Here is a 24812-nt window from a genome sequence, read left to right as displayed (position 1 = left end):
CTTGTATTCTAAATGCTGAAAAGTTGTCCGAGTAAGAAGGTAACTCCCATGGTCAAGAGACCAATAGCTAGGTTCCGAATCATAGCTGTTTTGGTTGGAGCTTTTCCAAGTTTGGCACTAGTGTAGCCAGTGAGAAGAAGGGCCACACCGACGATCAGGACAGTAACAGGGATGCGGTATTCACTTGGGAAAATGGTAATTGAAAGCATTGGTGGTAAGCTACCAAGGAAAAAGGAAATAAAGCTAGAGATGGCAGCGTGCCAAGGATTGGTAAACTCTTCGTACTCTATCCCGTATTTTTCCTCTACCAGAGCCTTGAGTGGATTTTTAAGAAAGGCCTTGTTGGTCAAGAGCTGGGCAGAGGTTTCGCATTCACCATTTTGAATATAGGCCGCATAGAGAGATTTTTTAGCTAACTCTATATCTTGGTCTAGCAAGACTTGCTCACGCGCAACGGCCGCTTCCTCGGTATCTTTTTGAGTTGAAACGGACACATATTCTCCACCTGCCATTGAAAAGGCACCAGCTAAGATAGCCGCAAAACCAGATAAAAAGATAATCCAGATATTGCTCGTAGCACTGGCAACCCCGATAACCACACCAGCAATGGAAATAATTCCATCATTGGCACCAAGAACACCCGCACGTAGGATATTTAAACGACCTGCAAAGTTTGAATCAATTTCGTGATTTATTTCTGACATATTATTCTCCTTTTTATCCAGTATAAAGGAAAAATATAAGGAAATCAATCTTTTAAAACTGTCTGAAAAAAGTTGCACGATTTTAATTTTACGAGCTTTTTTAAAAGTTAGAAACACGACTAGCTAGTAGAGAAGGATAAAAGAGAAGCAAAGCTGATAGACTAGTCCTTTTTCTACTTATCTATGGTATAATAGGAGGTAGATTTACTAATCGGAGTAAGAAATATTTTATGATTAAACTAGTAGCAACAGATATCGGTATAAGTAAATTGATACAATAGAATATAAAGAAAGCCTTGGAAAAAAGTTGTTTTAAGGATTTTTACTGTCTATAGATAGAAAGAAATGGGTATCAGAAATACTTTGATTCTATGGAGACACCCTTGATTTGTTAAACGTTAAATTGTATGTTTCCAAAGTCAATCATCTTGAGACAGTATAAACGTATGTTATAAAATGCTATAATCATTCATAATATTTAATTTTAAATTACTGTATGAGAGGAATGGAATATGCCAAAATCATTTGATGAATTTTACTTTTACACTGCGGATAAGAAAGAAGATATTCAGATTTTAAATGATTATTTTATAAAATATAAAAATCTAGGAATTTATCAAGATAATATGTTCTGCCCAGAGTGTAAACAAGCAGAGTTATCTTACATCCCTAAGACTTTACAAAGGAGAGCACATTTAAAAAGAAAGACTAGTTCTAAACACACTAATAGGTGCTCTTATCAATTTGATTATGCTAGCAAAAAGTATATTGAAGAATATTTTAAAAATCTTCGTGATGACCAAATTAAAGATAAGCTTGATGCCATGATGAGAAGTCTTTTTTTCAAAAAAGAATATTTGCCTCAAACACCAGTAGATCGAGGAGATTATTGTGATGAAAATCCTTTAGTTCTGACAAGAAAGACTGAAAGACAAGTACATCATAAGACTTTAAGAAGAAAAAGTATTGAAAAATGGCTATATAAAGAACTCGAAAATGAACTTCATCTTTTCTATGGTAAAGTACGATTAAGTATTTCAGAATGGTCTAATAGACAAGGATATACTCTTTATTTTTTGAATATTTTTTGTAAGGATTCGAATAGGAAATGGAAAAAGAAAGCAAGTATATATCTTGGTAATAAAGTTTTGCTTAAAGTTGAAGAAGATACAGATTATTATTTAGTTGCAATTGGTCATTTAGATTTTTCAAAAGGATTTCCTCCAAAACTGAAGTTGGCAAGTAGACAAGCTTTCTCCATTGAGAAAGTTTTATGATAAGCAGAGGTGTAAAATGGCTTGGGTTGAATATTTAATTGATAGTTTAAAGAGAATTTTCTTAAAAAAGTCTATATCTGATTTTGAAAACGAAACAGAGAATGGAGAGGAAGGATATGATTCTAGATTTAATGATTCTACTTCAGAAGAACGAGGGATTAAGATTAAAACGTATTATAAAAATTGGGAGAATCAGACATTTGAATCTCTATTAGAAGAGCATGGCTGTGTAGAATTAAAATTGCTGATTAATAATAATGAAATTTCTGAGAGTTTTAGTTTTTGTAATATTGGTATAAACTATAGTATTACCAAAACTGCAGATTTTAATTTCAGGTATAGAAGTATTAGTGTGCTACCTAAGTATAGAGAAAGAGGTGTATGTAGCTACTTGCTATTAAAATCAATTATTGTAGTTTTAGAAACACTAGAAAACAAAAATGTAGAATTTTCTTTAGTAAATACAGTAAAAATTGAAATTGAAGACAGATTTTCAATTTACGATTCTATTTTAACGGAAAAAATACCAAGTGAAAATATGCAATATAGAGTATTCTTAGCTGAAAATAGAGATACTAATTTAGCACAGTTAAGGGAAATGTATAATAGCAAACTAGAAAAAATGACTACTAATTTAAAATTTACTTAGTATGATAGCATAGATTTAGTCAACATTTAATCAATATTTCGTCTGGAAGAAATCATTTAGTTCACATAAAGTGTGTTATTCTACTTGAAAAATTGAGAGACTTTGAAACAATAAAACATGCTATAATAGTTGCAGAAAGGTTGGTGTTTATGGCTAGGATATTGGTTATTGAAGATAATAGTGACATTCAAGAGATTTTGCGAACACTTCTTACTGAGGAGCATGAGGTGATTCAAGCCTTTTCAGGAACTGAAGGAATCATGCTTTTTGACCAAGGTGGGATTGACCTCGTTTTGCTAGATATCATGCTTCCTGGGAAAAATGGGGATCAGGTTTTAAAAGCCATCAGGGAACAAAGTCAAACTCCAGTCATTATGCTAACAGCTTTGAGCGATAAGAAGTTAATCAGTCAATACCTCTTAGACGGTGCCAATGATTACATAGTCAAACCTTTTGATTTGGACGAAGTCTTTGCCAGAGTTACTGTTCAATTACGTCAAAGCGCAGAAAAACAGCCTATGGGAATAGGAAAAACTGAAAATCTGCCACAAAACTTGAAAAATATCCAGTTCGATGCAGAAAGTTTTGAAATTAAAAATAGTCAGGAAACGATTCGCCTTGCTAAGAAAGAATGCTTGATTCTCCAAACTCTCCTTAAACACCCTAAGAAAATTTTTACAAAAGAAGAACTTTATGAATTGGTCTGGGAGGAGAGCTATCTACCTGGAGATAATACCCTCAATACGCATTTGAGTAATCTTCGTAAAAAATTAAACCAGCTTGACCCACATCAAGAATATATTGAAACCATCTGGGGAGTTGGGGTAAGATTAAAAGGAGACAAGCAATGACCTACATGATAATCTTTGTTCTACTGGTACTCCTGATTATTTTATCGATTTCATTGATTCGCTACCATATAGCACTTAAAAACTTGAGTCAACAGATTGAAGACAAGATTCTCACAGGTAGTATGAAAAGAGTCGGAATCAGCATTTTTTCCAAACATTTTTTACATCTCTACCAGCAGATTGAGAATTTATTTCAGGAAGTAGAACAATCTCGGTTGGTTATGAAAAGAGAAAAGCAGACTCTGGATATGGCCATCAGCAATATCGCCCATGATATTCGGACGCCTTTGACTATCGCTTCAGGCTACACCCAACAATTGATAAAATCTCCTGAAGACAAAGCAGAAACCTTACAAAAAATAGCCCAGCATCTTGATTTAGTTTCCAAACGTTTGGAGGCTCTCCTAGAATACCGTCGTTTGATGGAAGGAGCTGTCAAACCGAAACTGGAAGAAGTGGATTTTTCAGCTTTTATCACCAAAAAGACTCTGGCTTATTATGATGTTTTTCAGGCGGCAAATATCACGCTTGATTTTGAGGTTGAAACTGGTCTGAAAATGAGGACTGATGAAGACTTACTGGATCGAATTTTACAAAATTTGCTTGGAAATGTCCTCAAGCATGGTAAGGAAGAAGCTCGTCTATCTTTGAGAAAGGAAAAGGAACAGCTTGTCTTAGAGATTGCAAACCTTGTCAAACAGCCCATTAAAAAAATAGAAAATCTCAGCAACTGTTTTTATTCTGAAAATCTATCTGATACGGAAGAATCCTCTGGTTTAGGCCTTTATATCACTGAGGAATTATGCCATCTTCTCGGTGCAGAGATGAAACTAAGCACAGATGGGCAGTGGTTGTCAGTTTTTATTTACTTTTAACAAAAAGAAACCTCCTCTGTAGGCTAGAGGAGGTCATTTTTTATAGACTTTTCTTTTTGAAAACTGTCAATCCACCTATATTAAAGATTACAATAACAGCTAAGCTAACTATAAGTGTGTAGAGAATTGACTCACTATTAGCAGTCATAGCATAGAAAAACTGCAATGATAAATATGGCAAAATTTTGATACTTGGGAAGATGATCATTGGCATAGAAAGTAAGATAGAGCTGACCAAATAACCAATAAATACAGCAAGATAAGAATGACTAACATAGAGAATGAAGGAAACAATGGAAAGCCAAGCAAGGAGGCAAAGGAATTGAAGGGAAATGGTTATCAGTAGATTGCCAATAAAGCCATCAGGCATAGTTCCAAATCCATTTAAGATAGTTGCTGGAATAAAGGCAATCACAAGGCTGATGATAAGTTGCAAGAGTGCAATACAAGCCACTACAAAGGCTTTGGCAAGGAAAAACTCTGTACGAGAAACCCCTACTGTCAAACTATTTTTATAGAGCTTTCCGATTAAATCAACACCGAGAACGAGACAAGTTAGAACAATACAGAGAAAAACGAGGTTTGAACCTTGACTAGATGCGTTAATCAGGGCTTGTACACCGTCCCAACCATGGGTTGGAATTTCTGGCTCTTCTGTATTGATTGCCATCAGATGGCCAGTAGCTCCAAAAACAGCCCCCATTAACATGAGTACAAAGAGAATGAACTCTGTAATCCAGAATCCTTTGGAACGGAAAAGACGGTAAAAGTCTGCTTGAATGGTATGTATCATGATTTTTCTCCTATTCGACCAATTGAGTGAAGTATTCTTCTAGGTTTTGACGGGCATAGTAAATCTCGTCAATGGCAACATCTGCCAAGGTTAATTCCTTGAGAATCTGTTTGACATCTTGTTCCTGACCAAAGATATGGATTTCATTTTCAGGATTAACAACCTTGAACTGGAGCTGGATTTGTTCTTTCAATACTTGACAAGCTTTCTCTTGATCAGCTGTCTTAAGAACAATATAATCCTCACTTAGTGTTTCAAATTCAGCTTTGCTGATTTCACGGATAACCTTGCCTTGATCTAAAATACCAAAACGATTAGCTACGAGGTAGAGTTCTGACAAGATATGGCTAGAGATGAGAATGGTGATCCCTTGTTCTTGATTGAGTCGTTGAATCATGAGTCGAAATTCTTTGATACCGATTGGGTCGAGACCATTGATAGGTTCATCTAAGATTAGGAAATCTGGTTTGGATAGGAGGGCAATGGCAATACCAAGTCTTTGTTTCATTCCAAGAGAGAAATCTCGAAAGACTTTTTTACCTGTATCTGTCAAACCTACATAGTCTAGGGTTTCTCGAATGACTTGATCAGCATTTGGAATATGACGAATCATACAGTAATATTTCAGATTTTGATAAGCTGTTAAGTGATTATGAGCTACAGGTGATTCAATCACTGAACCTACTCGAGATAGAGCTTTGGTCCACTCATTTTCCGTTTGGCTAGAGAAGAGGGAAATAGTTCCTTTATCCGCAAAGAGTAGTTGCGTAATAATTTTTATTAAGGTGGTTTTCCCAGCTCCATTCTTTCCGATAAGTCCATAGATATCTCCCTCTCTTATCGTTAGATGAAGATCCTGAAGGATAGCTTGTTTGTCAAAGTTTTTGGACAATCCATGAATGCCGAGTACTGTTTTCATGATTCTCTCCTTTTGATTTATTTTGATAACTCTAGTATAAAGCATAGAAATCAAAGAAAGCTCAAGGATTTCTAAAGAGTTTCTAAAGTTTTAGGAATTCTTAAATATCAAAACCCAGTTGATAAGAACTGGGCTTCTTAATTATAAAATATATTTCTCAATGGCACGCGCAACGCCGTCTTCTTCGTTGCTGGCTGTAACGTCATCAGCTAGGGATTTGACATAATCGCTGGCATTTCCCATTGCAATTCCAAGCCCTGCAAACTGGAGCATTTCTATATCGTTATTAGCATCACCCATGGCCATGATTTCTGAGGAATCAATCTTCAAAATATCTGCTAGTCGAGAAAGAGCGGTAGCCTTTGTCGTTCCAAGTGGCATAGCTTCATAAATGACAGGCTGCGAACGAACTCCACTAAATCGTTGACAGAGTTCCCCAGCAAAACGCTTCTCAAAATCGTCTGTTTGCTCTTTTGTCCCCAAAAACATACCTTGAAACATGCGATATTTGCCACTGATCGCTTCCTCAAGAGAAATTTCAGTCAGGTCTGAAAAGACTAGCTTGGCATCATTTTGGATGACTTGATTGGGCTTGCCACCGAGGACAAAATAATGCTCCTCATCAAAAAGAGTCAACTGAACATCACTTTTTTCAGCTAGGTCATAGAGGTATTCTATGTCTGCTGGACTAAGTTCTTGCCAGTCAACTAGTCCCCAGTCACTTGTCTGGTGAGTTGAACAACCGTTGTTAACAATGACATACTCATTCTGGAGGTCAAGTCCCAGTTTTTTATAGTAGGGGAGGACACCGAAAAGCGGGCGACCCGTACAGAGAACTAGTTTGACACCTTTTTCAATAGCTTGATGAATAGCAGTAATATGAGCTTGTGGGATTTCCTTGGCTTCATTGAGGAGGGTTCCATCCATATCCAAGGCTAATAGTTTAATCATAGGTTTTCCTTCTTTTTCTTTTGGTATTATTATAGCATATTTTGGAGAAGAAATTGATAGGAAGCTTGGGGCTAATTGATTTTACAGTTTAGGATGTTTGGAGAATGTTTATTAGAAAAGGTTACACGTTATTCAATTAAGTAGATAATTATATTTGGCAAGCTGGTCAAAAAAACAGAGGATTTAAGATGAATAACACATTTTCCATCTTAAATCCTCTGTTTTCCTTAATTTTTTACAAATCAACTTGATTAGACGTGGGGTATGATTTATCTTCTAAATTTTCGTTTGATAATAGAGCGTTGGACTTTTAAAACAAGTAAGCTAAATCCGATTGCTGCGACAAATGCAAGAGCAGTTGATAATTTTAATGCTAAAAAGATAAAACTAAAGATAGCAACACAGATACAAAAAACAGCAATATTAACAAAAAATAGGATTTCCTTGAGATTGGCATCAGATTGTGCTTCAGGTGTATAATCTTGATAGCGAGGAATCTGATGATTTAATTCTTCTTGATAGTCTACCTCATAGGATTGTAATTTTCTTACAGGCATTATTCTCTCCTTAACTGTACATACCTATTTTATCATTTTTTAATCGGATAATTATTACAGTAAGGTTACAAAAAGAATAAAGTCCCTTTTCATTTTCAAACTATTGTTCAGGACACGATAGTTTGAAAATAATAGTACGCATAATATTAAGGTTGTTAAACACCTATTGAAAATAGATTAGTAGAAATTGAAACAGTACATTAATATTCTTCAAAACAAGTTAGCGTCATCTTGTATTAGGTATATGTTACTAATTTAGTCAGTTTTATCTACAATCAAAAAGCTGTTCTTTGATTTTTATTGAGTATATAGACTGCAAATTGCGCTTAAAAATGGTATAATGGTAAAGTTATATAGTCCCGATAAGATGGTAGGTATTTATCACTAAGAGTTTTCCTATCAGTACTTTGTAACTCTATAACACTATTTTTAAGGGGGGACATTTTTATGTCAGAACGTAAATTATTCACGTCTGAATCTGTATCTGAGGGGCATCCAGATAAGATTGCAGACCAAATTTCAGATGCGATTTTGGATGCTATTCTAGCAAAGGATCCAGAGGCGCACGTTGCTGCTGAAACAGCTGTATATACTGGTTCTGTCCACGTTTTTGGTGAAATATCTACAAATGCTTATGTGGATATTAACCGTGTGGTTCGTGATACCATTGCAGAGATTGGCTATACCAATACAGAATATGGTTTTTCTGCTGAGACGGTGGGAGTCCATCCGTCACTTGTTGAGCAGTCACCGGATATCGCCCAAGGTGTTAATGAAGCCTTGGAGGTCCGTGGAAATGCTGATCAAGACCCACTTGACTTGATTGGTGCTGGTGACCAAGGGCTCATGTTTGGATTTGCAGTGGATGAAACAGAAGAGCTCATGCCATTGCCAATCTCACTCAGTCATAAATTGGTTCGTCGTCTGGCAGAACTTCGCAAGTCTGGGGAAATTAGCTATCTTCGCCCAGATGCTAAATCACAAGTTACGGTTGAGTACGATGAAAATGACCGTCCAGTACGTGTGGACACAGTTGTTATTTCAACTCAGCACGATCCAGAAGTCAGCAACGAACAAATTCACAATGATGTCATCAACAAGGTTATCAAAGAAGTTATTCCAGCCTCTTACTTGGATGAGCAAACAAAATTCTTCATCAATCCTACTGGTCGTTTTGTAATCGGTGGACCTCAAGGGGACTCAGGTCTGACTGGTCGTAAGATTATCGTAGATACTTATGGTGGCTACTCTCGTCATGGTGGTGGTGCCTTCTCTGGTAAAGATGCGACTAAGGTAGACCGTTCTGCGTCATATGCGGCTCGCTATATTGCAAAGAATATCGTTGCAGCCGGTCTTGCTAAGAAGGCAGAAGTGCAATTGGCCTACGCTATCGGTGTTGCCCAACCTGTTTCTGTTCGTATCGATACCTTTGGTACAGGAACAGTAGCTGAAAGTAAACTTGAAAAAGCGGCTCGTCAAATCTTTGACCTTCGTCCTGCAGGAATTATCCAAATGTTGGATCTTAAACGTCCAATCTACCGTCAAACAGCAGCTTATGGACACATGGGACGTACAGATATTGACCTTCCATGGGAACGCTTGGACAAGGTAGACGCTTTGAAAGAAGCAGTCAAATAAAATCTTGAGAGGGGGACTTCCCCTCTTTTTTACTGATAAAACATTTCACATACAAATAATTGATAAGACTATGATTAAGTTAGAAATAGTAAACCATAAAAGCTAGAAAGGAGTTTACTGTATCAAATCTGTACAGTAAGATTAAAATCATGAAAAAGAAAACAATAGCAATTATACAATGTATTTTGTATCTCATAGCTCCTTATATAGCTCTTCAGTTATGTAGAATGAACAGAAGTATCGTTACTGATAATCTCTTTTTTATTTTCCTTATTCTGCTGACTATTTCATTCTGGTTTGGTATTTGGAAACTAGAAAAAGCACTAGATAATGATTCACAATAATAACTCCAAAGATTTAGATTTGTCTTACACAGGTTTAAGTCTTTTTTATCACTTAAGAAACTCCCATAACATCTTTCCGAAAAACTATAATTTTCTTGAAAAATATATAAATCTATGATATACTACTTGTAGACTAATTTATGGAGAAAATACATGAAACGTGAGATTTTACTGGAACGAATCGACAAACTAAAACAAATCATGCCCTGGTATGTTCTTGAATACTACCAATCTAAGCTTGCTGTTCCTTACAGTTTTACAACCTTGTACGAATACCTCAAGGAATATGATCGATTTTTTAGCTGGGTTTTAGAGTCTGGTATCTCAAACGCTGATAAAATGTCCGATATCCCTTTATCGGTCTTAGAAAATATGTCAAAAAAAGATATGGAGGCTTTTATCCTTTATCTTCGAGAACGTCCTTTGCTGAATGCCAATACAACCAAGCAAGGCGTTTCCCAAACGACCATCAATCGGACCTTATCAGCTCTTTCCAGTCTTTACAAATATCTGACCGAGGAAGTTGAAAACGACCAGGGAGAACCTTATTTCTATCGAAATGTAATGAAGAAAGTTTCAACTAAGAAAAAGAAAGAAACACTTGCTGCTAGAGCTGAAAACATCAAGCAAAAGCTCTTTCTAGGTGATGAAACAGAAAGGTTTCTGACTTATATAGACCAAGATTACCCACAACAGCTCTCTAATCGGGCTCTCTCATCATTCAACAAAAATAAAGAACGTGATTTGGCCATTATTGCCCTTCTCTTGGCATCGGGTGTTCGCTTATCTGAAGCTGTTAATCTGGATCTAAGAGATCTCAATCTCAAGATGATGGTTATTGATGTCACTCGAAAAGGTGGCAAACGTGACTCGGTCAATGTCGCTGCCTTTGCTAAGCCTTATCTAGAGAATTATCTAGCCATTCGAAATCAACGCTATAAGACGGAAAAAACAGATACAGCCCTTTTTTTGACACTCTACAGAAGTGTTCCTAATCGTATCGATGCTTCCAGCGTTGAGAAAATGGTTGCTAAATACTCTGAGGACTTCAAAGTGCGTGTAACACCCCATAAACTGCGCCATACCCTAGCAACTAGGCTCTATGATGCTACTAAATCACAAGTTTTAGTCAGTCACCAGCTAGGTCACGCCAGTACACAAGTCACTGACCTCTATACCCATATCGTTAATGATGAACAAAAGAATGCTCTAGATAGTTTATAAAATACATAAAATAAATTATGTAAAAAACAGGAAAAGATTCAATAAACTATTAATCTTATTTGATCATATAAGATACAATTTGCTAACAGAGTAAACAGCTTTAAAAAATATGAAATAAAATTTATGTGGACACTAGCTTGCCTTTCTTTGTAATATCCTGGATATGCAAATCACTTATAATTGGTATTCATCTCAAAATAAGAGGATTCCACAAAAATAAATCAAATTGAGCACTTATAAAAACATGCTGCCTGCGATGTCCAATATTTTATCAGAAAATAAAAATCCGCTAAAAACAATCATGGATAGGGTTGGACATTCTGATTCTGATGTTACTAATTCCATCTATACCCACGTCACGAAGAACATGAAAGATGAAGCAATCAATGTGCTGGATAAAGTTATGAAAAAGATTTTTTAAAAAGTTTTGCCCCTTTTTTGCCCCCTAAATACAAAAAGGCTCTATAATATTTGTAGTGGGTAAATCCCATATGGAGCCTATTTTTGTGTAGAAAAAAAGCCCCATATGACCTATAATGAAAAGCGACTAAACAACTCATTAGAAAGAATCATATGGAACAATTACATTTTATCACAAAATTACTAGACATTAAAGAGCCTAATATCCAATTTATGGATGTCATTAATAGAGATACACACAAGGAAATCATCGCTAAACTGGATTATGAGGCTCCATCTTGTCCTGATTGCGGAAGTCAAATGAAAAAATATGACTTTCAAAAACCGTCTAAGGTTCCTTACTTTGAAACTACTGGTATGCCTACTAGAATCCTCCTTAGAAAACGTCGATTCAAGTGCTATCATTGCTCTAAAATGATGGTCGCTGAGACTTCTCTCGTCAAGAAGAATCACCAAATCCCTCGTATCATCAACCAAAAGATTGCCCAGAAGCTAATTGAAAAGACTTCTATGACCAATATTGCTCATCAGCTGGCCATTTCAACTTCAACTGTCATTCGCAAGCTCAATGACTTCCGTTTTAAGCATGATTTTTCTCGTCTGCCTAAGATTATGTCCTGGGACGAATATGCCTTTACAAAGGGAAAAATGAGTTTCATTGCGCAAGATTTTGACAATCTCAATATCATCACTGTTCTTGAAGGTAGAACACAGGCTATCATAAGAAATCATTTTCTGCGCTACAATCGCGCTGTTCGTTGTCAGGTAAAAATCATTACTATGGATATGTTTAGCCCTTACTATGACTTGGCTAAACAGCTTTTTCCGTGTGCTAAAATCGTTCTTGATCGCTTTCACATTGTTCAACACTTAAGTCGTGCTATGAGTCGTGTGCGTGTTCAAATCATAAATCAGTTTGAGCGAAAATCCCATGAATACAAGGCTATCAAGCGCTACTGGAAGCTCATTCAACAGGATAGTCGTAAACTCAGTGATAAGCGTTTTTATCGTCCTACTTTTCGTATGCACTTAACCAATAAAGAAATCCTAGACAAGCTTTTGAGCTATTCAGAAGACTTGAAACACCACTATCATCTCTATCAGCTCTTGCTTTTTCACTTTCAGAATAAGGAACCAGAGAAATTTTTCGGTCTCATTGAAGACAATCTAAAGAAGGTTCATCCTCTTTTTCAGACTGTCTTTAAAACCTTTCTAAAGAACAAAGAGAAAATCGTCAACGCTCTTCAATTCTCCTATTCAAACGCCAAACTGGAAGCAACTAATAATCTTATCAAACTTATCAAGCGCAATGCCTTTGGTTTTCGGAACTTCGAAAACTTCAAAAAACGAATTTTTATCGCTCTGAATATCAAAAAAGAAAGGACGAAATTTGTCCTTTCTAGAGCTTAGCTTTTCTTCAACCCACTACAGTTGACAAAGAACCTACAAAAATAGCCCTTCGGATAAAATCCGAGGGGCTAGAAACGTTGTTAAATCAACGGCCGAACTTTTGAATTTCAAGGTTCGGGATAAAATAGTTCACTGAACTATTTTATTTTTTCAAATTGTAGAATGATTTCAATCCACGGTATTCTGCTACTTCACCAAGTTGGTCTTCGATGCGAAGCAATTGGTTGTATTTAGCGATACGGTCTGTACGTGAAAGTGAACCAGTCTTGATTTGTCCTGCGTTAGTTGCAACTGCGATGTCAGCGATTGTTGAATCTTCTGTTTCACCTGAACGGTGTGATACAACGGCAGTGTAACCAGCTTCTTTCGCCATTTCGATAGCGTCGAATGTTTCAGTAAGAGTACCGATTTGGTTAACTTTGATAAGGATTGAGTTAGCAGCACCTTCTGCAATACCTTTTTCAAGGTAAGAAGTGTTTGTTACGAAGAAGTCGTCACCAACCAATTGAACTTTACCACCAAGACGTGCAGTAAGAGCTTTCCAACCGTCCCAGTCATTTTCATCCATACCATCTTCGATAGTGATGATTGGGTATTTGTTTACCAATTCTTCAAGGTAGTCGATTTGTTCTGCAGCAGTACGTACAGCTGCTCCTTCACCTTCGAATTTAGTGTAGTCGTAAACTTTACGTTCTTTATCGTAGAATTCTGATGAAGCACAGTCAAATCCGATAAATACGTCTTTACCAGGAACATATCCAGCAGCTTCGATAGCAGCAAGGATAGTTTCAACTCCGTCTTCAGTTCCTTCAAAACGAGGAGCGAATCCACCTTCGTCACCTACGGCTGTTTCCAAACCACGAGATTTAAGGATTTTCTTAAGAGCATGGAAGATTTCAGCACCCCAACGAAGAGCTTCTTTGAATGATGGCGCACCAGCAGGTACGATCATGAATTCTTGGAAAGCGATTGGAGCGTCAGAGTGAGAACCACCGTTGATGATGTTCATCATTGGAGTTGGAAGAACTTTAGTGTTGAATCCACCTAGGTAGCTGTAAAGTGGGATTTCAAGGTAGTCAGCAGCAGCACGAGCTACAGCGATAGACACACCAAGGATTGCATTTGCACCCAATTTACCTTTGTTAGGAGTACCGTCAAGAGCGATCATAGCACGGTCGATAGCTTGTTGATCACGTACATCGTAGCCAATGATAGCTTCAGCAATGATGTTGTTTACGTTGTCAACAGCTTTTTGTGTACCAAGACCACCGTAACGAGATTTGTCACCGTCGCGAAGTTCAACTGCTTCGTGTTCACCAGTAGAAGCTCCTGATGGAACCATACCACGTCCGAAAGCACCTGATTCAGTATAAACTTCTACTTCAAGTGTTGGGTTACCGCGTGAGTCTAGGACTTCGCGAGCGTAAACATCAGTAATAATTGACATTTTTTACTCTCCTTATGAGTTAAATTTTTTACACCTCTATAATACCTTAAAACCCCTCCTTTTTCAAGAAAAAACGTTATCTTTGTGCAAATTTTCCTTAACTTTATAAAGTAATCGCTTTCTTTTGTCTGTTTTATTCCAACTTTTATGATATACTGTTTTCATGACAGATTTATCAAAACAATTACTTGAAAAAGCTCATGGTGGAGCAAAATTAAATCCTGATGAGCAAAGACGCTATCTTGGTACCTTTGAGGAAAGAGTTCTTGGATATGCAGATATTGACACAGCAAATAGCCCGCAGTTAGAAAAAGGCTTTTTATCCATTTTAGAAAACCTTCAGGAAAAAGCAGAGCCACTATTTGTGAAGATTTCACCAACTATCGAATTTGACAAACAAGTTTTCTACTTAAAAGAAGCAAAAGAAACTGATAGTCAAGCTACCATTGTATCTGAAGAGCATACTTCTTCTCCTTTTGGCCTGATTATCCATAGTAATGCACCAGTACAAGTAGAAGAAAAGAATCTTCGACTTGCTTTTGCAAAACTTTGGGAAGTTAAAAAGGAAGAACCATCCAAAACATCCTTATGGAAAAAATGGTTTGGCTAAATCTTGCGCATAGTTAATAAGTGCCCGATATTGGCTGCCGTGCGCTCCAGATAGAGGCTGGCATTTTTCAAACTATCTTCTAAAGGTTCGCTTTTCTCTAAAATAGAAAAAGCTGCTTGGATATTTTCAAATGGTGGGGAAGGTAAATCTTCAGCAAGACTACCACAAATAGCAATGACAGGAACTCCGACAGGGGTTCTTTTTGCAACACCTATAGGGGCTTTACCTGCTAAACTTTGACGATCTAGCTTTCCTTCTCCTACAACAACCAAGTCAGCATGTAAAACTTTCTTATCAAAGTTGATTAAGTTCAAGCAGGTATCAATTCCATACACGATATTTGCCTGAGCAAAGGCACACAAACCGCCAGCAAGGCCTCCACCAGCTCCTGCTCCTTTAATTTCCAATGTTACAGGTGAGGCTTTTTCATAAAAATCTTGTATTGCCTGATCTAGGACTGGAAACATAGCAGGATGTAAACCTTTTTGCTTGCCAAAAGTGTAGGTCGCACCTTGATATCCACATAAGGGACTCACGACATCTGCTAAAATACGAATTTGAACATCTTCTGGAATTTCATAGCGATTTTCTATTGAAACAGAAGCTAAGTTCAATAAGGATTGACCGCAAGCGGGTAAGACATTTCCATTCTTATCATAAAATTGATAACCTAAACCAGCAGCAATCCCAATACCCCCATCATTACTGGCCGTGCCACCAACGCCGATATAGATTTCTTTAATCCCTTGAGCAATGAGATGACGAATCAACTCTCCAATACCACAAGTTTGGATTTGAAGTGGATTTCGTTTCTCTATCGGAATTTTTTCAAGGCCAATTAAATCAGCAACTTCAAATAGTGCCAGTTGACCTTTTTGAAAATAGCGCATTTCTTCTTTCTGTCCAAAAGGGCCTGTCACTTGTAACCAATTTTCTTCAAGATCAAGAGAATGTCGAATGGAATCTACTGTACCTTCGCCACCATCACCAACAGGGCAGAGGAGGCATTCTACATCTGCTATCGATTGTTGGAAGCCTCTTTTTATTGATTCAGCTACCTGTTGAGCTGTCAAGCTTTCCTTAAATGAATCTGGTGCAATTACAATCTTCATATTTTCCCTCATTCTAACCAGTCAATCAAAGGAAGAACTTCTAAAAAATCCCTCTTGTCAACATGATGTTGTATTTCTTTTTTGAGCACTTCTTTGGCACAAAAGGCGATTCCTAGCCCCGCCGACTTCAACATTAATAGGTCATTGGCCCCATCACCGATTGCAATCGTTCTTTCTTTAGAAAGTTTTAGTTCCTCTGTCCATTTTTCCAGAGTTGCTTTTTTGACTTCGGGATTAATAATTTGTCCAACTAACTTTCCTGTTAGAAAACCGTCTTTGACTTCAAGTTGGTTGGCAGAGAAATAGGCAATGTCGAGGGATTTTGCTAATCTCTCAACTATTGGAGTAAATCCACCGGACACCAGACCAACTAGGATTCCATTCTTTTGGAGAATGGAAATGAATTCCTGGGCATTTGGCGTTAGATGAATAGTGTTGAAGACTTTATCAAAAACCGAAACAGGAAGACCTTCCAACAAGGACACTCTTTTTCGTAAACTGCTTTCAAAGTCCAACTCTCCTTGCATTGCCCGACTTGTAATCAGCGAAATTTCCTCCTCACGACCTACCTCTCTTCCCAAAAGATCAATCACTTCTTCTAGGATTAGGGTTCCATCTACATCCATAACACACAAGCCTTTTACTTGAGACATCAGTTCTCCTCTCTAAACAGCCCAAAAATCGTATGAAGTCATCATACGATTTTATCTATTAATTAACTAAACTATGGTACAAGTCAAGGTATGACCTGCAGGCTGTATCCCATGAGAAATCACACTCCATAGCTTGTTTTTGTAAGTTTCTCCAAACGTCAGGATGGTTTCTATACAAGTTCAATGCTGTTTGGAAAGTCCAATTCAACCAGTAAGGGGATAGATTGTCAAAGCTAAAGCCAGTACCGCTTCCTTCGATTGGATTGAAAGCGCGAACGGTATCTCGCAAGCCACCAACTTCATGGACCAATGGCAAGGTTCCGTAACGCATAGCCATCATTTGAGACAAGCCACACGGTTCAAAACGACTCGGCATGAGGAAGAGGTCACAAGCAGCGTAGATTTCTTGAGCTAGTTTGACATCAAAAGTGATATTTGCTGATAACTTGTCAGGATAAACTTGAGCAAACCATGAGAAAGCTCCTTCAAAGGCTGGATCTCCAGTTCCCAAAAGAACAATCTGAACGTCATTTTGCAAGATATGGTGCAGACTTTCCACCACCACATCAAAACCTTTTTGACGTGTCAAACGAGAAACAATTCCCACCAGTGGAACGTCAGCTCTAACTGGCAAGCCAACTCTCTCTTGTAATTTTGCCTTATTCTGGGCTTTTCCAGACAAATCTTCCTGATTAAAATGATAGTCTAAAAGAGCATCCGTCTGAGGATTATACAGGTCAGCATCAATCCCATTCACGATACCAGATACTTTACCAGATTCCATTCGAAGAATTTGATCCAAGTTACATCCGAACTGACTGGTCATAATTTCATGAGCATAACTAGGTGAAACGGTTGAAACACGGTCAGCATAAAGAATTCCAGCCTTCATCCAGTTCAGACAGTTATTCCAGCGAAGGGTACCATCAGCATAACGTTCAAAACCGACTCCAAACAAATCCCATAACATTCCTTCTGAAAATTGTCCTTGGAATTCCAAATTATGAATAGTTAAAACAGTTTTAATTCCTTGATAAGCTTGAATCCAACGGTATTTTTCCTTTAACAAGAATGGTATCATGGCTGTATGGTAATCATGAACATGGAGAAGGTCAGGGATAAAGTCAATTCTTTCCATAGCCTCAATAGCAGAGAGTTGGAAAAAGGCAAAGCGTTCTCCGTCGTCAAAATCACCGTAAACATGGCCACGGAAGAAATAATATTGGTTGTCAATAAAGTAGAAGGTCACACCATTTAGTACTGTTTTCTTAATTCCACAGTACTGTCTGCGCCAACCAACATTTACCTCAAAATGAAGAACATCTTCAATCTGATTTCCAAATTTAGCCTCTACCATGTCATAGTAGGGTAAAACAACTGCCACTTCATGTCCCGCTTTTACTAGTGATTTGGGAAGAGCGCCAATGACGTCTCCCAAACCACCTGTTTTTGAAAAGGGGGCACCCTCTGCTGCTACAAATAAAATTTTCATGAATGAATATCCTCTGTTACTTTAGCACCTTTCTTGACGACAACTGGATGTTCTGCAGTGCCTCGAATTACAACACCATCCGCAACTTCAACACCCTTATCCAAGATAGCGTATTCTACCTGAGCTCCTTCTCCAATAACAACACGAGGGAAAAGTAAGCTATCTTTAACCAAGCTATCCTTATGTACATGAATATTACGTGATAGAACGGAATTAGCCACTTGACCTTCAATGATACTACCAGAGGCAAACTGTGAAGTACTTACCTTAGATGTGTTAGCATAGTAAGTTGGTTCTTCATTTTTGACCTTTGTATAAATTTTTTGGTTTGGTGAGAAGAGAGAATAGAATTTTTGCGATTCAAGCATATCTTTATTAGCTTGGTAATAAGACTCTACAGAGTGAATATTTGCAAGGTAGCCTGTATACTCGTAGGCAAAAGCTCCTTCTTTGGCAGCTAAATCCCGTAAAACATAGCGCAATTTCTCTGGATGTTCTTTCTTAGCTTCTTCTTCTAAGCGTTCAATCAACCAAGGTGTATCAACAACAAAAATATCTGTAGACATATTGAATATTTCTTCTGTTGATTTTCTATCAAATAGCGTGTGAGAACGAACATGGTCTGTTTCATCTACTTCCAAGATTGCGTTGACTTCTGAAATATCTTTCTTAGGAAGTTTCTTATAAACAACTGTAATAGGCCCCTTCGTTGTGTTATGAAGGTGGAACACTTGGTTCAAATCAATATTAATCAAAACATCACAGTTGAGTGATACTGTTTGGTTTGACCCAGAGCGTTTTAAATAGGTGAGCAGCTGTTGGTAATATTCTTTTCCTACTGTGCTACTCTCAACGCGTGTATTATAAATTCCTAGATAATAGTGACTAAGAAGAGTTGACAAGCCCCACTCACGCCCTGAACGGATATGGTCAAAAACAGAACTAATATTATCCTGCTGAAAAATACCAAAAACACTGCGAACACCAGCATTGGCAAGACTTGAGAGCGGGAAGTCAATCAAACGATATTTACCGCCAAATGGCAAACTAGCTACTGGACGGTGGTCTGTCAATGTTGACATATCATGAAAACCAACTGTGTTTCCTAAAATGGCAGAATATTTATCAATCTTCATCTGTTGCTACCCCCACTACTTCATTATATCCTACAACTTGTACTTCTTCTGTTCCATCAATTTCGACTCCATCAGAAATAACTGCACCTTCACCAATAATAGCACGTTTGATTTTAGCTCCGTGTCCAATAATGGCTCCACTCATGATAACTGAATCTACTACTTCTGCTCCTTCGCGAACTTGCGCACCTGTTGAAAGAATAGAGTGTTTAACAGTTCCATCAACGAAACAGCCATCAACAACCAAAGAATCTTCCACGTGAGCATTGGCACCAAGGAAGTTTGGTGGTGAAATCAAGTTTCTTGAGTAAATCTTCCATTGACGGTTACGGCTATCCAAGGCATTTTCTGGAGAAATGTACTCCATGTTGGCTTCCCAGAGCGACTCGATAGTACCAACATCTTTCCAGTAACCATTAAATTCGTAAGCGTAGACACTTTCACCTGACTCAAGGTAATTTGGAATGACATTTTTACCGAAGTCTGACATATCCACATTGCTCTTTTCAGCAGCTACTAACATATTGCGGAGACGTTGCCAATCAAAAATGTAAATCCCCATAGAAGCCTTTGTAGATTTAGGTTGGGCTGGTTTCTCTTCAAATTCAACAATGCGGTTATTGGCATCGGTGTTCATAATACCAAAACGACTTGCTTCTTTAAGAGGAACATCAAGAACTGCTACTGTCAAACTGGCATTATTATCCTTATGAGACTGGAGCATGGCATCATAGTCCATCTTATAGATATGGTCACCCGAAAGAATCAAAACATACTCTGGATTGACACTATCGATATAGTCGATATTTTGATAAATAGCGTGACTAGTTCCTTCAAACCAACGATTTCCTTCACTTGCAGAATAAGGTTGAAGAATAGAGACACCAGAATTGATACCATCTAGTCCCCAACTTGAACCATTCCCGATATGGTTGTTGAGAGCAAGTGGTTGGTACTGTGTAATGACTCCAACATTGTGAATACCTGAGTTGGCACAGTTTGAGAGAGCAAAGTCAATGATACGGTAGCGCCCACCAAATTGTACAGCTGGTTTTGCGATGCTTTGAGTGAGTTTACCGAGACGAGTTCCTTGCCCACCAGCAAGAATCAAAGCTAACATTTCATTCTTCATTTTCTACTCCTTTTTTGTTTTTACTTGTGACAGTTTTAGTAGATTTCAAGCGACGCTTGATTTTCCATACACTAGCTCCCATAGCAGGTAGGGTAAAGGTCAAGGTCTGCTCATAATCCTTCCATAGTCCTTCTTGCGTTTGAACAGTTTGATTATGCTCTTTCCAGACACCTCCCCACTCTTCTAACTCAGTATTCCAGACTTCTTCGTAAATCCCTGCGACAGGCAGTCCAATTGTAAAATCTTTTCGTTCAACAGGTGCCATGTTAAAGACACAGACTAGCAGGTCGTCCTTCTTATCCTTACGGATGAAGGAAAGAACGCTCTGATCTCGATTATCCGCATCAATGATTTCAATACCATCATAACTGGTATCGATTTCCCACAGACAGCGATGGTCTTTGTAAAACTGGTTTAGCTGAGAAGTGAAATACTTCATCTTAGCATTCATTGAGTCTTCAAGGTTAGACCATTCCAATTGTTCCTCAGATTTCCATTCTAGGAATTGCCCATATTCACTACCCATGAAGAGTAATTTCTTACCAGGGTGACAAATTTGATAAGTGTAGAGATTGCGCAAACCTGCGAATTGATTATAACGATCTCCCCACATTTTGTGCATCATACTCTTCTTGCCATGAACCACTTCATCGTGTGAGAATGGTAGGAGATAATTCTCCTTGAAGACATACATAAAGCTGAAGGTCACCAAATTAAAGTCGTATTTACGATAAATCGGATCTTCTTCGTAGAAACGGAGGATATCATTCATCCAGCCCATATTCCATTTGTAGTCAAAGCCAAGACCATCTGAATCCTTGGTGTCAGTAATCTGAGTAGCTGATGAACTTTCCTCAGCTACCATCATCACATCTGGATGAGCTTGTTTAATGACATCATTCAAGCGTTGAAGGAAATAATAGCCCTCGTAGTTGAGATTACCACCATCCTTGTTTGGCGTCCATGGGGCATCATCATAGTCAAGATAGAGCATGTTACTAACCGCATCCACGCGAATACCGTCCAAATGGTAAAAGTCAATCCAAAACTTAATACTAGAAATCAAGAAGGACTGGACTTCATTCTTTCCAAGGTCAAAATTGAGCGCACCCCAACCATAGTTATGAGCCTTATTATGGTCTTGGTACTCAAAAGTCGGTGTTCCATCATAATAGGCCAAGGCATCATCATTGATAGTAAAGTGACCAGGTACCCAGTCTACAATGACTCCAATATTGTTTAAGTGACATTCCTCAACAAAATCTTGAAACTCTTCAGGACGACCATAAGCATGCTCTAAAGCAAAGTATCCCATAAGCTGATAACCCCAACTCAGACCGAGAGGGTGGGACATTAAAGGCATAAACTCAATATGAGTATAGTTCATCTCAACTAGGTAAGGAATGAGCTCATCTTTCAGTTGACCAAAACTATAGGGACTGCCATCAGGGTTTCTCTTCCACGATCCAGCATGAACTTCGTAAATATTGACCGGACGCTCTTCAAAACTCAATCGTTTTCTACGCGCTAACCAGAGTCCATCCTTCCATTTTTTCTCTGGAATCTCTGTTAAAATCGCTCCAATACCAGGTCGTGCCTCATACCGTACAGCCAAAGGGTCAATCTTCATCAGCTGATGACCATTTGCACGTGTAATATTGTACTTATAAATTTGGCCTTCTTGAGCAAGACTGGTAAAAACTTCCCAGACTCCAAATTCATTCCGTTCCATTGGGATTTGACTCTCTACCCAATTGGTGAAATCCCCTACCAAGTGAACAGCCTGAGCATTAGGTGCCCACACACGGAAAGTATAGCCAGACTCACCATCTTTTTCTTCCCTATGCGCTCCCAGATAATGCTGGAGGTGAAAATTCTCACCTGTCATAAAAGTTTCTAAAGCTTTTTTCTTATCCATACACCCTCCCATTTTTTGTAAGCGTTTTCTATAGTTTTATTATACTATCTTTTTAGATAAGATTCAAGTAAATTACTATATTTGCTAAAAATTCTTTTGAAAGTCTTCAACAAATTCACTGATGTGTTCACTTGTAAATCAAGAAATTTTCAGAAACGCTTTGAAAACGAATTGTTTTTTAACAATACTATCATAAAGTTCGTTATTTTACTAACAAAAAAATAATTTTAAGTAAAAAAATAAATCAGGAAACGAATCTCCTGATTTTATTAACAGATAAAGCACCACAAATGAAATTAAATTGCAAATTTATTCTACAAGACTTTATAGACGCTGGCACTAACACCGCCAACCGTGTCTTTAGCAGCTAAGTGGCTATTGCTTACCAAGAGTTCCAGATTTCCTGCATTTTCAAACTTGAAGTCTTGTCCTTTAGCATTAAAGACAACCAATAGGTGTTCTGCCCCATGAATTTCATAGACAATCCAACCACTGTGTTCATTTGCTGAATGAACAAAGACATGATGGTAAATTTCCTCATAAGTAGGGTAAGAAAAGGCACTGGTTTCTGTCTTCAAACGAATCATCTGACAAATAAATTCGATGCTATCTTGACGCTCATTGATCAAGTCCCAGTTTACTTGGTTTACACTGTCCGGAGCATTATAGCTATTCATAGCACGCTCTCTATCATCATGGGTCAACTCACCATTTTCACCAGTTGCAACCAGTTTGGTACGACCAAATTCTTGACCGATTTCCATAAAGGCCATCCCTTGCATGAGCAGATTCATGGCTGTGGCTGTCTCAACCTTGCGCATGATTTGTTCTGAACTTTGGTCTGGATGAAGAGTTGCCAATAAATCGTGAAGATTGTAATTGTCATGGGCTTCTACATAATTAAGCACTTGATTTGGATGTGTATAGGTCCCTAATTCACGACTGCCAAGGATTGCTTTGGCTAGAATTGGTTCTGTTGCAGCACCACTGACAAAGCCTGACTTGATAGCACCGTAGACTTCTCCCCCTTTAACAGCATCGCGCTGATTGTCATTAAAGAAACCAATATTTGGCATCTGATAGGCATTGTCTTTCTTAGCCTTATCATAAGGGGCAAGACCTGTTCCCATATCCCATCCTTCTCCATAAAGGATAATGTTAGGGTCAATTTCATCCAAGCTTTGGCGAATCATCTGCATGGTCTTGACATCATGAATCCCCATCAAGTCAAAACGGAAGCCGTCAATATTGTATTCCTGCACCCAGTATAGAAGAGAATCAATCATATACTTGCGGAACATTTCGTGTTCACTGGCAGTTTCATTTCCAACACCCGTTCCATTCTGGAAGGTACCATCTGGATTCATACGGTAATAGTAATCAGGGACAGTTGTTTGGAAAGGTGCATCAACAACTGAGAAGGTATGGTTATAGACCACATCCATAATGACACCAATACCCGCATCGTGATAAGCTTGAACCATGGTCTTCAAATCACGAATGACCTGAGCTGGATCATCTGGATTTGTTGAAAGGCTCGTTTCTGGTGCGTTATAGTTTTGTGGGTCATAACCCCAGTTGTAGGTTGCATTCCCATCCTCATCGTATTCTTTGTGACGGTCTGCAATTGGTTGCAATTGAACATAATTGTAACCTATCTTCTTGATATAATCAAAAGCAGTCGACTGACCATACTGGTTAACCGTTCCAGTCTGAGCCGCACCCAAGAACGTTCCTCTAAGATGTTCATCCACACCTGAGGTCGGTGATTTGGTCAAATCACGAATGTGCATTTCACAAATAACTGCCTTACATGGATTTTTCAAACGCCAAGTAGCCTCAGAACCGTGCTTAACCTCAAAGTTTTCAACTTGCTTTTCTTCATGACTCAGAATAGCTGAACGTTTGCCATCAGGACTGGTCGCGATTGTATAAGGATCACGTGTCAGTGTTTGGTGATGAGGGAATTGGACTTGATATTGATAAGCCTTACCAGTCAAATCTTCCTCAACATCCAAACTCCAGACACCAATAGTATTGTCCTTATGGTTATAAGAGTAGCTATTGCCTCTCTCCATCTCAAAAGTTTTCCAAACAGGTGCATCATTAGTAGCCGATTCATAAACAACAACCTGCACTTCTGTCGCTGTTGGAGCCCAAAGGGCAAAGTGAGCCTGATTGTCCTCTACACGGCAACCTAATTCCCCTTGATAACCCCAATGGTGATCAAAACTAGCACTGTTAATGGCCTTATCAAAGGCAAAAGGGTTTTGATTTTTATAGAAAGGACTGGCAATAGCAGGATTTTCAGAATAATAAATTCTATCATCGCCTTCCAAAATCCAGACCTCCGTTAAGAGAGGATAGTGATTAAAACGGATAGCATATTCTTTACTGGTTTGACCTGTATGAACCACAAAATTCAAGCTTTCTAAGGCATGAGAACTTGGATGTTCAAAGTTAAATAAGGCACCAAAATAATCCTCTTTATAAGTCAGTAGATCAATTCGTTGATCCTGACTTTTTACAAAAGAGCAAGTGTCGTATTCTCCATTCTTGCGATGGTAATGAATACGCATAGGGTAGTTATACATTTTTTATTTTTCCTTTTTTATTTGTTTCTGTTTTACTAATAAATTCTTGACCGATTTTGTCACGGCTAACAAACATAGTTATATCATCTAAACTCTGATTTTAAAC

Annotated in this window: 22 protein-coding genes and 1 pseudogene; 10 read left to right on the top strand and 13 right to left on the bottom strand. The window is 38.0% G+C overall.

The annotated features are described in order from the left end of the window. Window positions 1-8: 8 nt before the first annotated feature. Window positions 9-704: a VIT1/CCC1 transporter family protein gene (locus SMSK564_RS05765; protein ID WP_001289838.1), complete on the bottom strand. Its 696-nt coding sequence runs from the start codon at window positions 702-704 to the stop codon at window positions 9-11. 512 nt (window positions 705-1216) lie between these two features. Here SMSK564_RS05765 and SMSK564_RS05760 point away from each other — a divergent pair. The 4 genes from SMSK564_RS05760 to SMSK564_RS05745 all read left to right on the top strand — a co-directional run bounded on the left by SMSK564_RS05760 (window position 1217) and on the right by SMSK564_RS05745 (window position 4356). After that, the gene (locus tag SMSK564_RS05760) at window positions 1217-1981 is read left to right on the top strand and encodes a hypothetical protein (RefSeq protein WP_001126652.1); all 765 of its coding nucleotides are present in this window, start codon (window positions 1217-1219) and stop codon (window positions 1979-1981) included. A gap of 16 nt (window positions 1982-1997) precedes the next feature. Next, window positions 1998-2630, top strand: coding sequence for a hypothetical protein (locus SMSK564_RS05755; protein WP_000312619.1), 633 nt, complete (start codon window positions 1998-2000; stop codon window positions 2628-2630). Window positions 2631-2779: 149 nt separating this feature from the next. Then, on the top strand, window positions 2780-3481 hold the full coding sequence (locus tag SMSK564_RS05750; RefSeq protein WP_000101111.1) for a response regulator transcription factor: 702 nt from the start codon (window positions 2780-2782) through the stop codon (window positions 3479-3481). Beyond that, window positions 3478-4356, top strand: coding sequence for a sensor histidine kinase (locus SMSK564_RS05745; RefSeq protein WP_000221844.1), 879 nt, complete (start codon window positions 3478-3480; stop codon window positions 4354-4356). The genes SMSK564_RS05750 and SMSK564_RS05745 overlap by 4 nt, the downstream gene beginning before the upstream one ends. Before the next feature lie 40 nt (window positions 4357-4396). On the opposite strand, the gene SMSK564_RS05740 is transcribed toward SMSK564_RS05745, so the two are convergent. The 4 genes from SMSK564_RS05740 to SMSK564_RS05725 all read right to left on the bottom strand — a co-directional run bounded on the left by SMSK564_RS05740 (window position 4397) and on the right by SMSK564_RS05725 (window position 7576). Further along, entirely contained in the window at window positions 4397-5149 is a 753-nt protein-coding gene (locus SMSK564_RS05740) for an ABC transporter permease (protein WP_000581977.1), read from the bottom strand. A 10-nt stretch (window positions 5150-5159) separates the two neighbouring features. Beyond that, window positions 5160-6068 (bottom strand): ATP-binding cassette domain-containing protein, encoded by a 909-nt coding sequence (locus SMSK564_RS05735; RefSeq protein WP_000859689.1) that lies wholly within the window; start codon window positions 6066-6068, stop codon window positions 5160-5162. 141 nt (window positions 6069-6209) lie between these two features. Beyond that, the gene (locus SMSK564_RS05730) at window positions 6210-7019 is read right to left on the bottom strand and encodes a Cof-type HAD-IIB family hydrolase (RefSeq protein ID WP_000593589.1); all 810 of its coding nucleotides are present in this window, start codon (window positions 7017-7019) and stop codon (window positions 6210-6212) included. A gap of 269 nt (window positions 7020-7288) precedes the next feature. Continuing rightward, window positions 7289-7576 carry a DUF3270 domain-containing protein gene (locus SMSK564_RS05725; RefSeq protein ID WP_001145223.1) on the bottom strand — a complete coding sequence of 96 codons (288 nt, stop codon included), beginning with the start codon at window positions 7574-7576 and terminating at the stop codon, window positions 7289-7291. Window positions 7577-8023: 447 nt separating this feature from the next. Here SMSK564_RS05725 and metK point away from each other — a divergent pair, with 447 nt between their 5' ends. The 5 genes and pseudogenes from metK to SMSK564_RS05700 all read left to right on the top strand — a co-directional run bounded on the left by metK (window position 8024) and on the right by SMSK564_RS05700 (window position 12612). Then, window positions 8024-9214: a methionine adenosyltransferase gene (metK, locus tag SMSK564_RS05720; RefSeq protein WP_000003942.1), complete on the top strand. Its 1191-nt coding sequence runs from the start codon at window positions 8024-8026 to the stop codon at window positions 9212-9214. Window positions 9215-9363: 149 nt separating this feature from the next. Further along, complete coding sequence (locus tag SMSK564_RS05715) at window positions 9364-9558, top strand: hypothetical protein (protein WP_033630764.1); 195 nt, start codon at window positions 9364-9366, stop codon at window positions 9556-9558. Window positions 9559-9711: 153 nt separating this feature from the next. Further along, entirely contained in the window at window positions 9712-10782 is a 1071-nt protein-coding gene (xerS, locus tag SMSK564_RS05710) for a tyrosine recombinase XerS (RefSeq protein WP_000817857.1), read from the top strand. A gap of 262 nt (window positions 10783-11044) precedes the next feature. Continuing rightward, window positions 11045-11203: pseudogene (locus SMSK564_RS05705) on the top strand (integrase); the annotation flags it as partial. A gap of 152 nt (window positions 11204-11355) precedes the next feature. Further along, entirely contained in the window at window positions 11356-12612 is a 1257-nt protein-coding gene (locus SMSK564_RS05700; protein ID WP_000436648.1) for an ISL3 family transposase, read from the top strand. Between the two features lie 142 nt (window positions 12613-12754). Here SMSK564_RS05700 and eno read toward each other — a convergent pair whose 3' ends face one another. Then, window positions 12755-14059: a surface-displayed alpha-enolase gene (gene eno / locus SMSK564_RS05695; RefSeq protein ID WP_000022819.1), complete on the bottom strand. Its 1305-nt coding sequence runs from the start codon at window positions 14057-14059 to the stop codon at window positions 12755-12757. Between the two features lie 163 nt (window positions 14060-14222). On the opposite strand from eno, the gene SMSK564_RS05690 reads away from it, so the two are divergent. Further along, a complete protein-coding gene (locus SMSK564_RS05690) occupies window positions 14223-14669 on the top strand; it encodes a DUF1694 domain-containing protein (protein WP_000131074.1) in 447 nt (148 codons plus the stop codon). Here SMSK564_RS05690 and SMSK564_RS05685 read toward each other — a convergent pair. The 7 genes from SMSK564_RS05685 to pulA form a co-directional block, all read right to left on the bottom strand. Continuing rightward, window positions 14666-15781 carry a glycerate kinase gene (locus tag SMSK564_RS05685; protein ID WP_000706445.1) on the bottom strand — a complete coding sequence of 372 codons (1116 nt, stop codon included), beginning with the start codon at window positions 15779-15781 and terminating at the stop codon, window positions 14666-14668. The genes SMSK564_RS05690 and SMSK564_RS05685 overlap by 4 nt on opposite strands. 8 nt (window positions 15782-15789) lie before the next feature. Continuing rightward, complete coding sequence (serB, locus tag SMSK564_RS05680) at window positions 15790-16434, bottom strand: phosphoserine phosphatase SerB (RefSeq protein WP_000084501.1); 645 nt, start codon at window positions 16432-16434, stop codon at window positions 15790-15792. 58 nt (window positions 16435-16492) lie between these two features. Next, entirely contained in the window at window positions 16493-17926 is a 1434-nt protein-coding gene (glgA, locus tag SMSK564_RS05675; protein ID WP_000697320.1) for a glycogen synthase GlgA, read from the bottom strand. After that, the gene (gene glgD / locus SMSK564_RS05670; RefSeq protein ID WP_000687038.1) at window positions 17923-19062 is read right to left on the bottom strand and encodes a glucose-1-phosphate adenylyltransferase subunit GlgD; all 1140 of its coding nucleotides are present in this window, start codon (window positions 19060-19062) and stop codon (window positions 17923-17925) included. Before glgD ends, glgA begins: the two co-directional genes overlap by 4 nt. Then, window positions 19052-20194, bottom strand: coding sequence for a glucose-1-phosphate adenylyltransferase (locus tag SMSK564_RS05665; RefSeq protein ID WP_000787249.1), 1143 nt, complete (start codon window positions 20192-20194; stop codon window positions 19052-19054). The genes glgD and SMSK564_RS05665 overlap by 11 nt, the downstream gene beginning before the upstream one ends. After that, a complete protein-coding gene (gene glgB, locus SMSK564_RS05660) occupies window positions 20184-22112 on the bottom strand; it encodes a 1,4-alpha-glucan branching protein GlgB (RefSeq protein ID WP_000358394.1) in 1929 nt (642 codons plus the stop codon). The genes SMSK564_RS05665 and glgB overlap by 11 nt, the downstream gene beginning before the upstream one ends. A 314-nt stretch (window positions 22113-22426) precedes the next feature. Next, entirely contained in the window at window positions 22427-24706 is a 2280-nt protein-coding gene (pulA, locus tag SMSK564_RS05655) for a type I pullulanase (RefSeq protein WP_000283054.1), read from the bottom strand. Window positions 24707-24812: the final 106 nt, after the last annotated feature.

The organism is Streptococcus mitis SK564 (assembly GCF_000148525.1).
Taxonomy (GTDB): Bacteria; Bacillota; Bacilli; order Lactobacillales; family Streptococcaceae; genus Streptococcus; species Streptococcus mitis_H.
The sequence above is the reverse complement of the archived record's forward strand: the minus strand, read 5'-3'. Positions and strand labels throughout refer to the sequence as shown.

What these genes read in the sequence shown, in the direction of transcription:
- SMSK564_RS05765 (WP_001289838.1), bottom strand. Translation starts at nt 704, where the DNA reads ATGTCAGAAATAAATCACGAAATTGATTCAAACTTTGCAGGTCGTTTA.
- SMSK564_RS05760 (WP_001126652.1), top strand. Translation starts at nt 1,217, where the DNA reads ATGCCAAAATCATTTGATGAATTTTACTTTTACACTGCGGATAAGAAA.
- SMSK564_RS05755 (WP_000312619.1), top strand. Translation starts at nt 1,998, where the DNA reads ATGGCTTGGGTTGAATATTTAATTGATAGTTTAAAGAGAATTTTCTTA.
- SMSK564_RS05750 (WP_000101111.1), top strand. Translation starts at nt 2,780, where the DNA reads ATGGCTAGGATATTGGTTATTGAAGATAATAGTGACATTCAAGAGATT.
- SMSK564_RS05745 (WP_000221844.1), top strand. Translation starts at nt 3,478, where the DNA reads ATGACCTACATGATAATCTTTGTTCTACTGGTACTCCTGATTATTTTA.
- SMSK564_RS05740 (WP_000581977.1), bottom strand. Translation starts at nt 5,149, where the DNA reads ATGATACATACCATTCAAGCAGACTTTTACCGTCTTTTCCGTTCCAAA.
- SMSK564_RS05735 (WP_000859689.1), bottom strand. Translation starts at nt 6,068, where the DNA reads ATGAAAACAGTACTCGGCATTCATGGATTGTCCAAAAACTTTGACAAA.
- SMSK564_RS05730 (WP_000593589.1), bottom strand. Translation starts at nt 7,019, where the DNA reads ATGATTAAACTATTAGCCTTGGATATGGATGGAACCCTCCTCAATGAA.
- SMSK564_RS05725 (WP_001145223.1), bottom strand. Translation starts at nt 7,576, where the DNA reads ATGCCTGTAAGAAAATTACAATCCTATGAGGTAGACTATCAAGAAGAA.
- metK (WP_000003942.1), top strand. Translation starts at nt 8,024, where the DNA reads ATGTCAGAACGTAAATTATTCACGTCTGAATCTGTATCTGAGGGGCAT.
- SMSK564_RS05715 (WP_033630764.1), top strand. Translation starts at nt 9,364, where the DNA reads ATGAAAAAGAAAACAATAGCAATTATACAATGTATTTTGTATCTCATA.
- xerS (WP_000817857.1), top strand. Translation starts at nt 9,712, where the DNA reads ATGAAACGTGAGATTTTACTGGAACGAATCGACAAACTAAAACAAATC.
- SMSK564_RS05700 (WP_000436648.1), top strand. Translation starts at nt 11,356, where the DNA reads ATGGAACAATTACATTTTATCACAAAATTACTAGACATTAAAGAGCCT.
- eno (WP_000022819.1), bottom strand. Translation starts at nt 14,059, where the DNA reads ATGTCAATTATTACTGATGTTTACGCTCGCGAAGTCCTAGACTCACGC.
- SMSK564_RS05690 (WP_000131074.1), top strand. Translation starts at nt 14,223, where the DNA reads ATGACAGATTTATCAAAACAATTACTTGAAAAAGCTCATGGTGGAGCA.
- SMSK564_RS05685 (WP_000706445.1), bottom strand. Translation starts at nt 15,781, where the DNA reads ATGAAGATTGTAATTGCACCAGATTCATTTAAGGAAAGCTTGACAGCT.
- serB (WP_000084501.1), bottom strand. Translation starts at nt 16,434, where the DNA reads ATGTCTCAAGTAAAAGGCTTGTGTGTTATGGATGTAGATGGAACCCTA.
- glgA (WP_000697320.1), bottom strand. Translation starts at nt 17,926, where the DNA reads ATGAAAATTTTATTTGTAGCAGCAGAGGGTGCCCCCTTTTCAAAAACA.
- glgD (WP_000687038.1), bottom strand. Translation starts at nt 19,062, where the DNA reads ATGAAGATTGATAAATATTCTGCCATTTTAGGAAACACAGTTGGTTTT.
- SMSK564_RS05665 (WP_000787249.1), bottom strand. Translation starts at nt 20,194, where the DNA reads ATGAAGAATGAAATGTTAGCTTTGATTCTTGCTGGTGGGCAAGGAACT.
- glgB (WP_000358394.1), bottom strand. Translation starts at nt 22,112, where the DNA reads ATGGATAAGAAAAAAGCTTTAGAAACTTTTATGACAGGTGAGAATTTT.
- pulA (WP_000283054.1), bottom strand. Translation starts at nt 24,706, where the DNA reads ATGTATAACTACCCTATGCGTATTCATTACCATCGCAAGAATGGAGAA.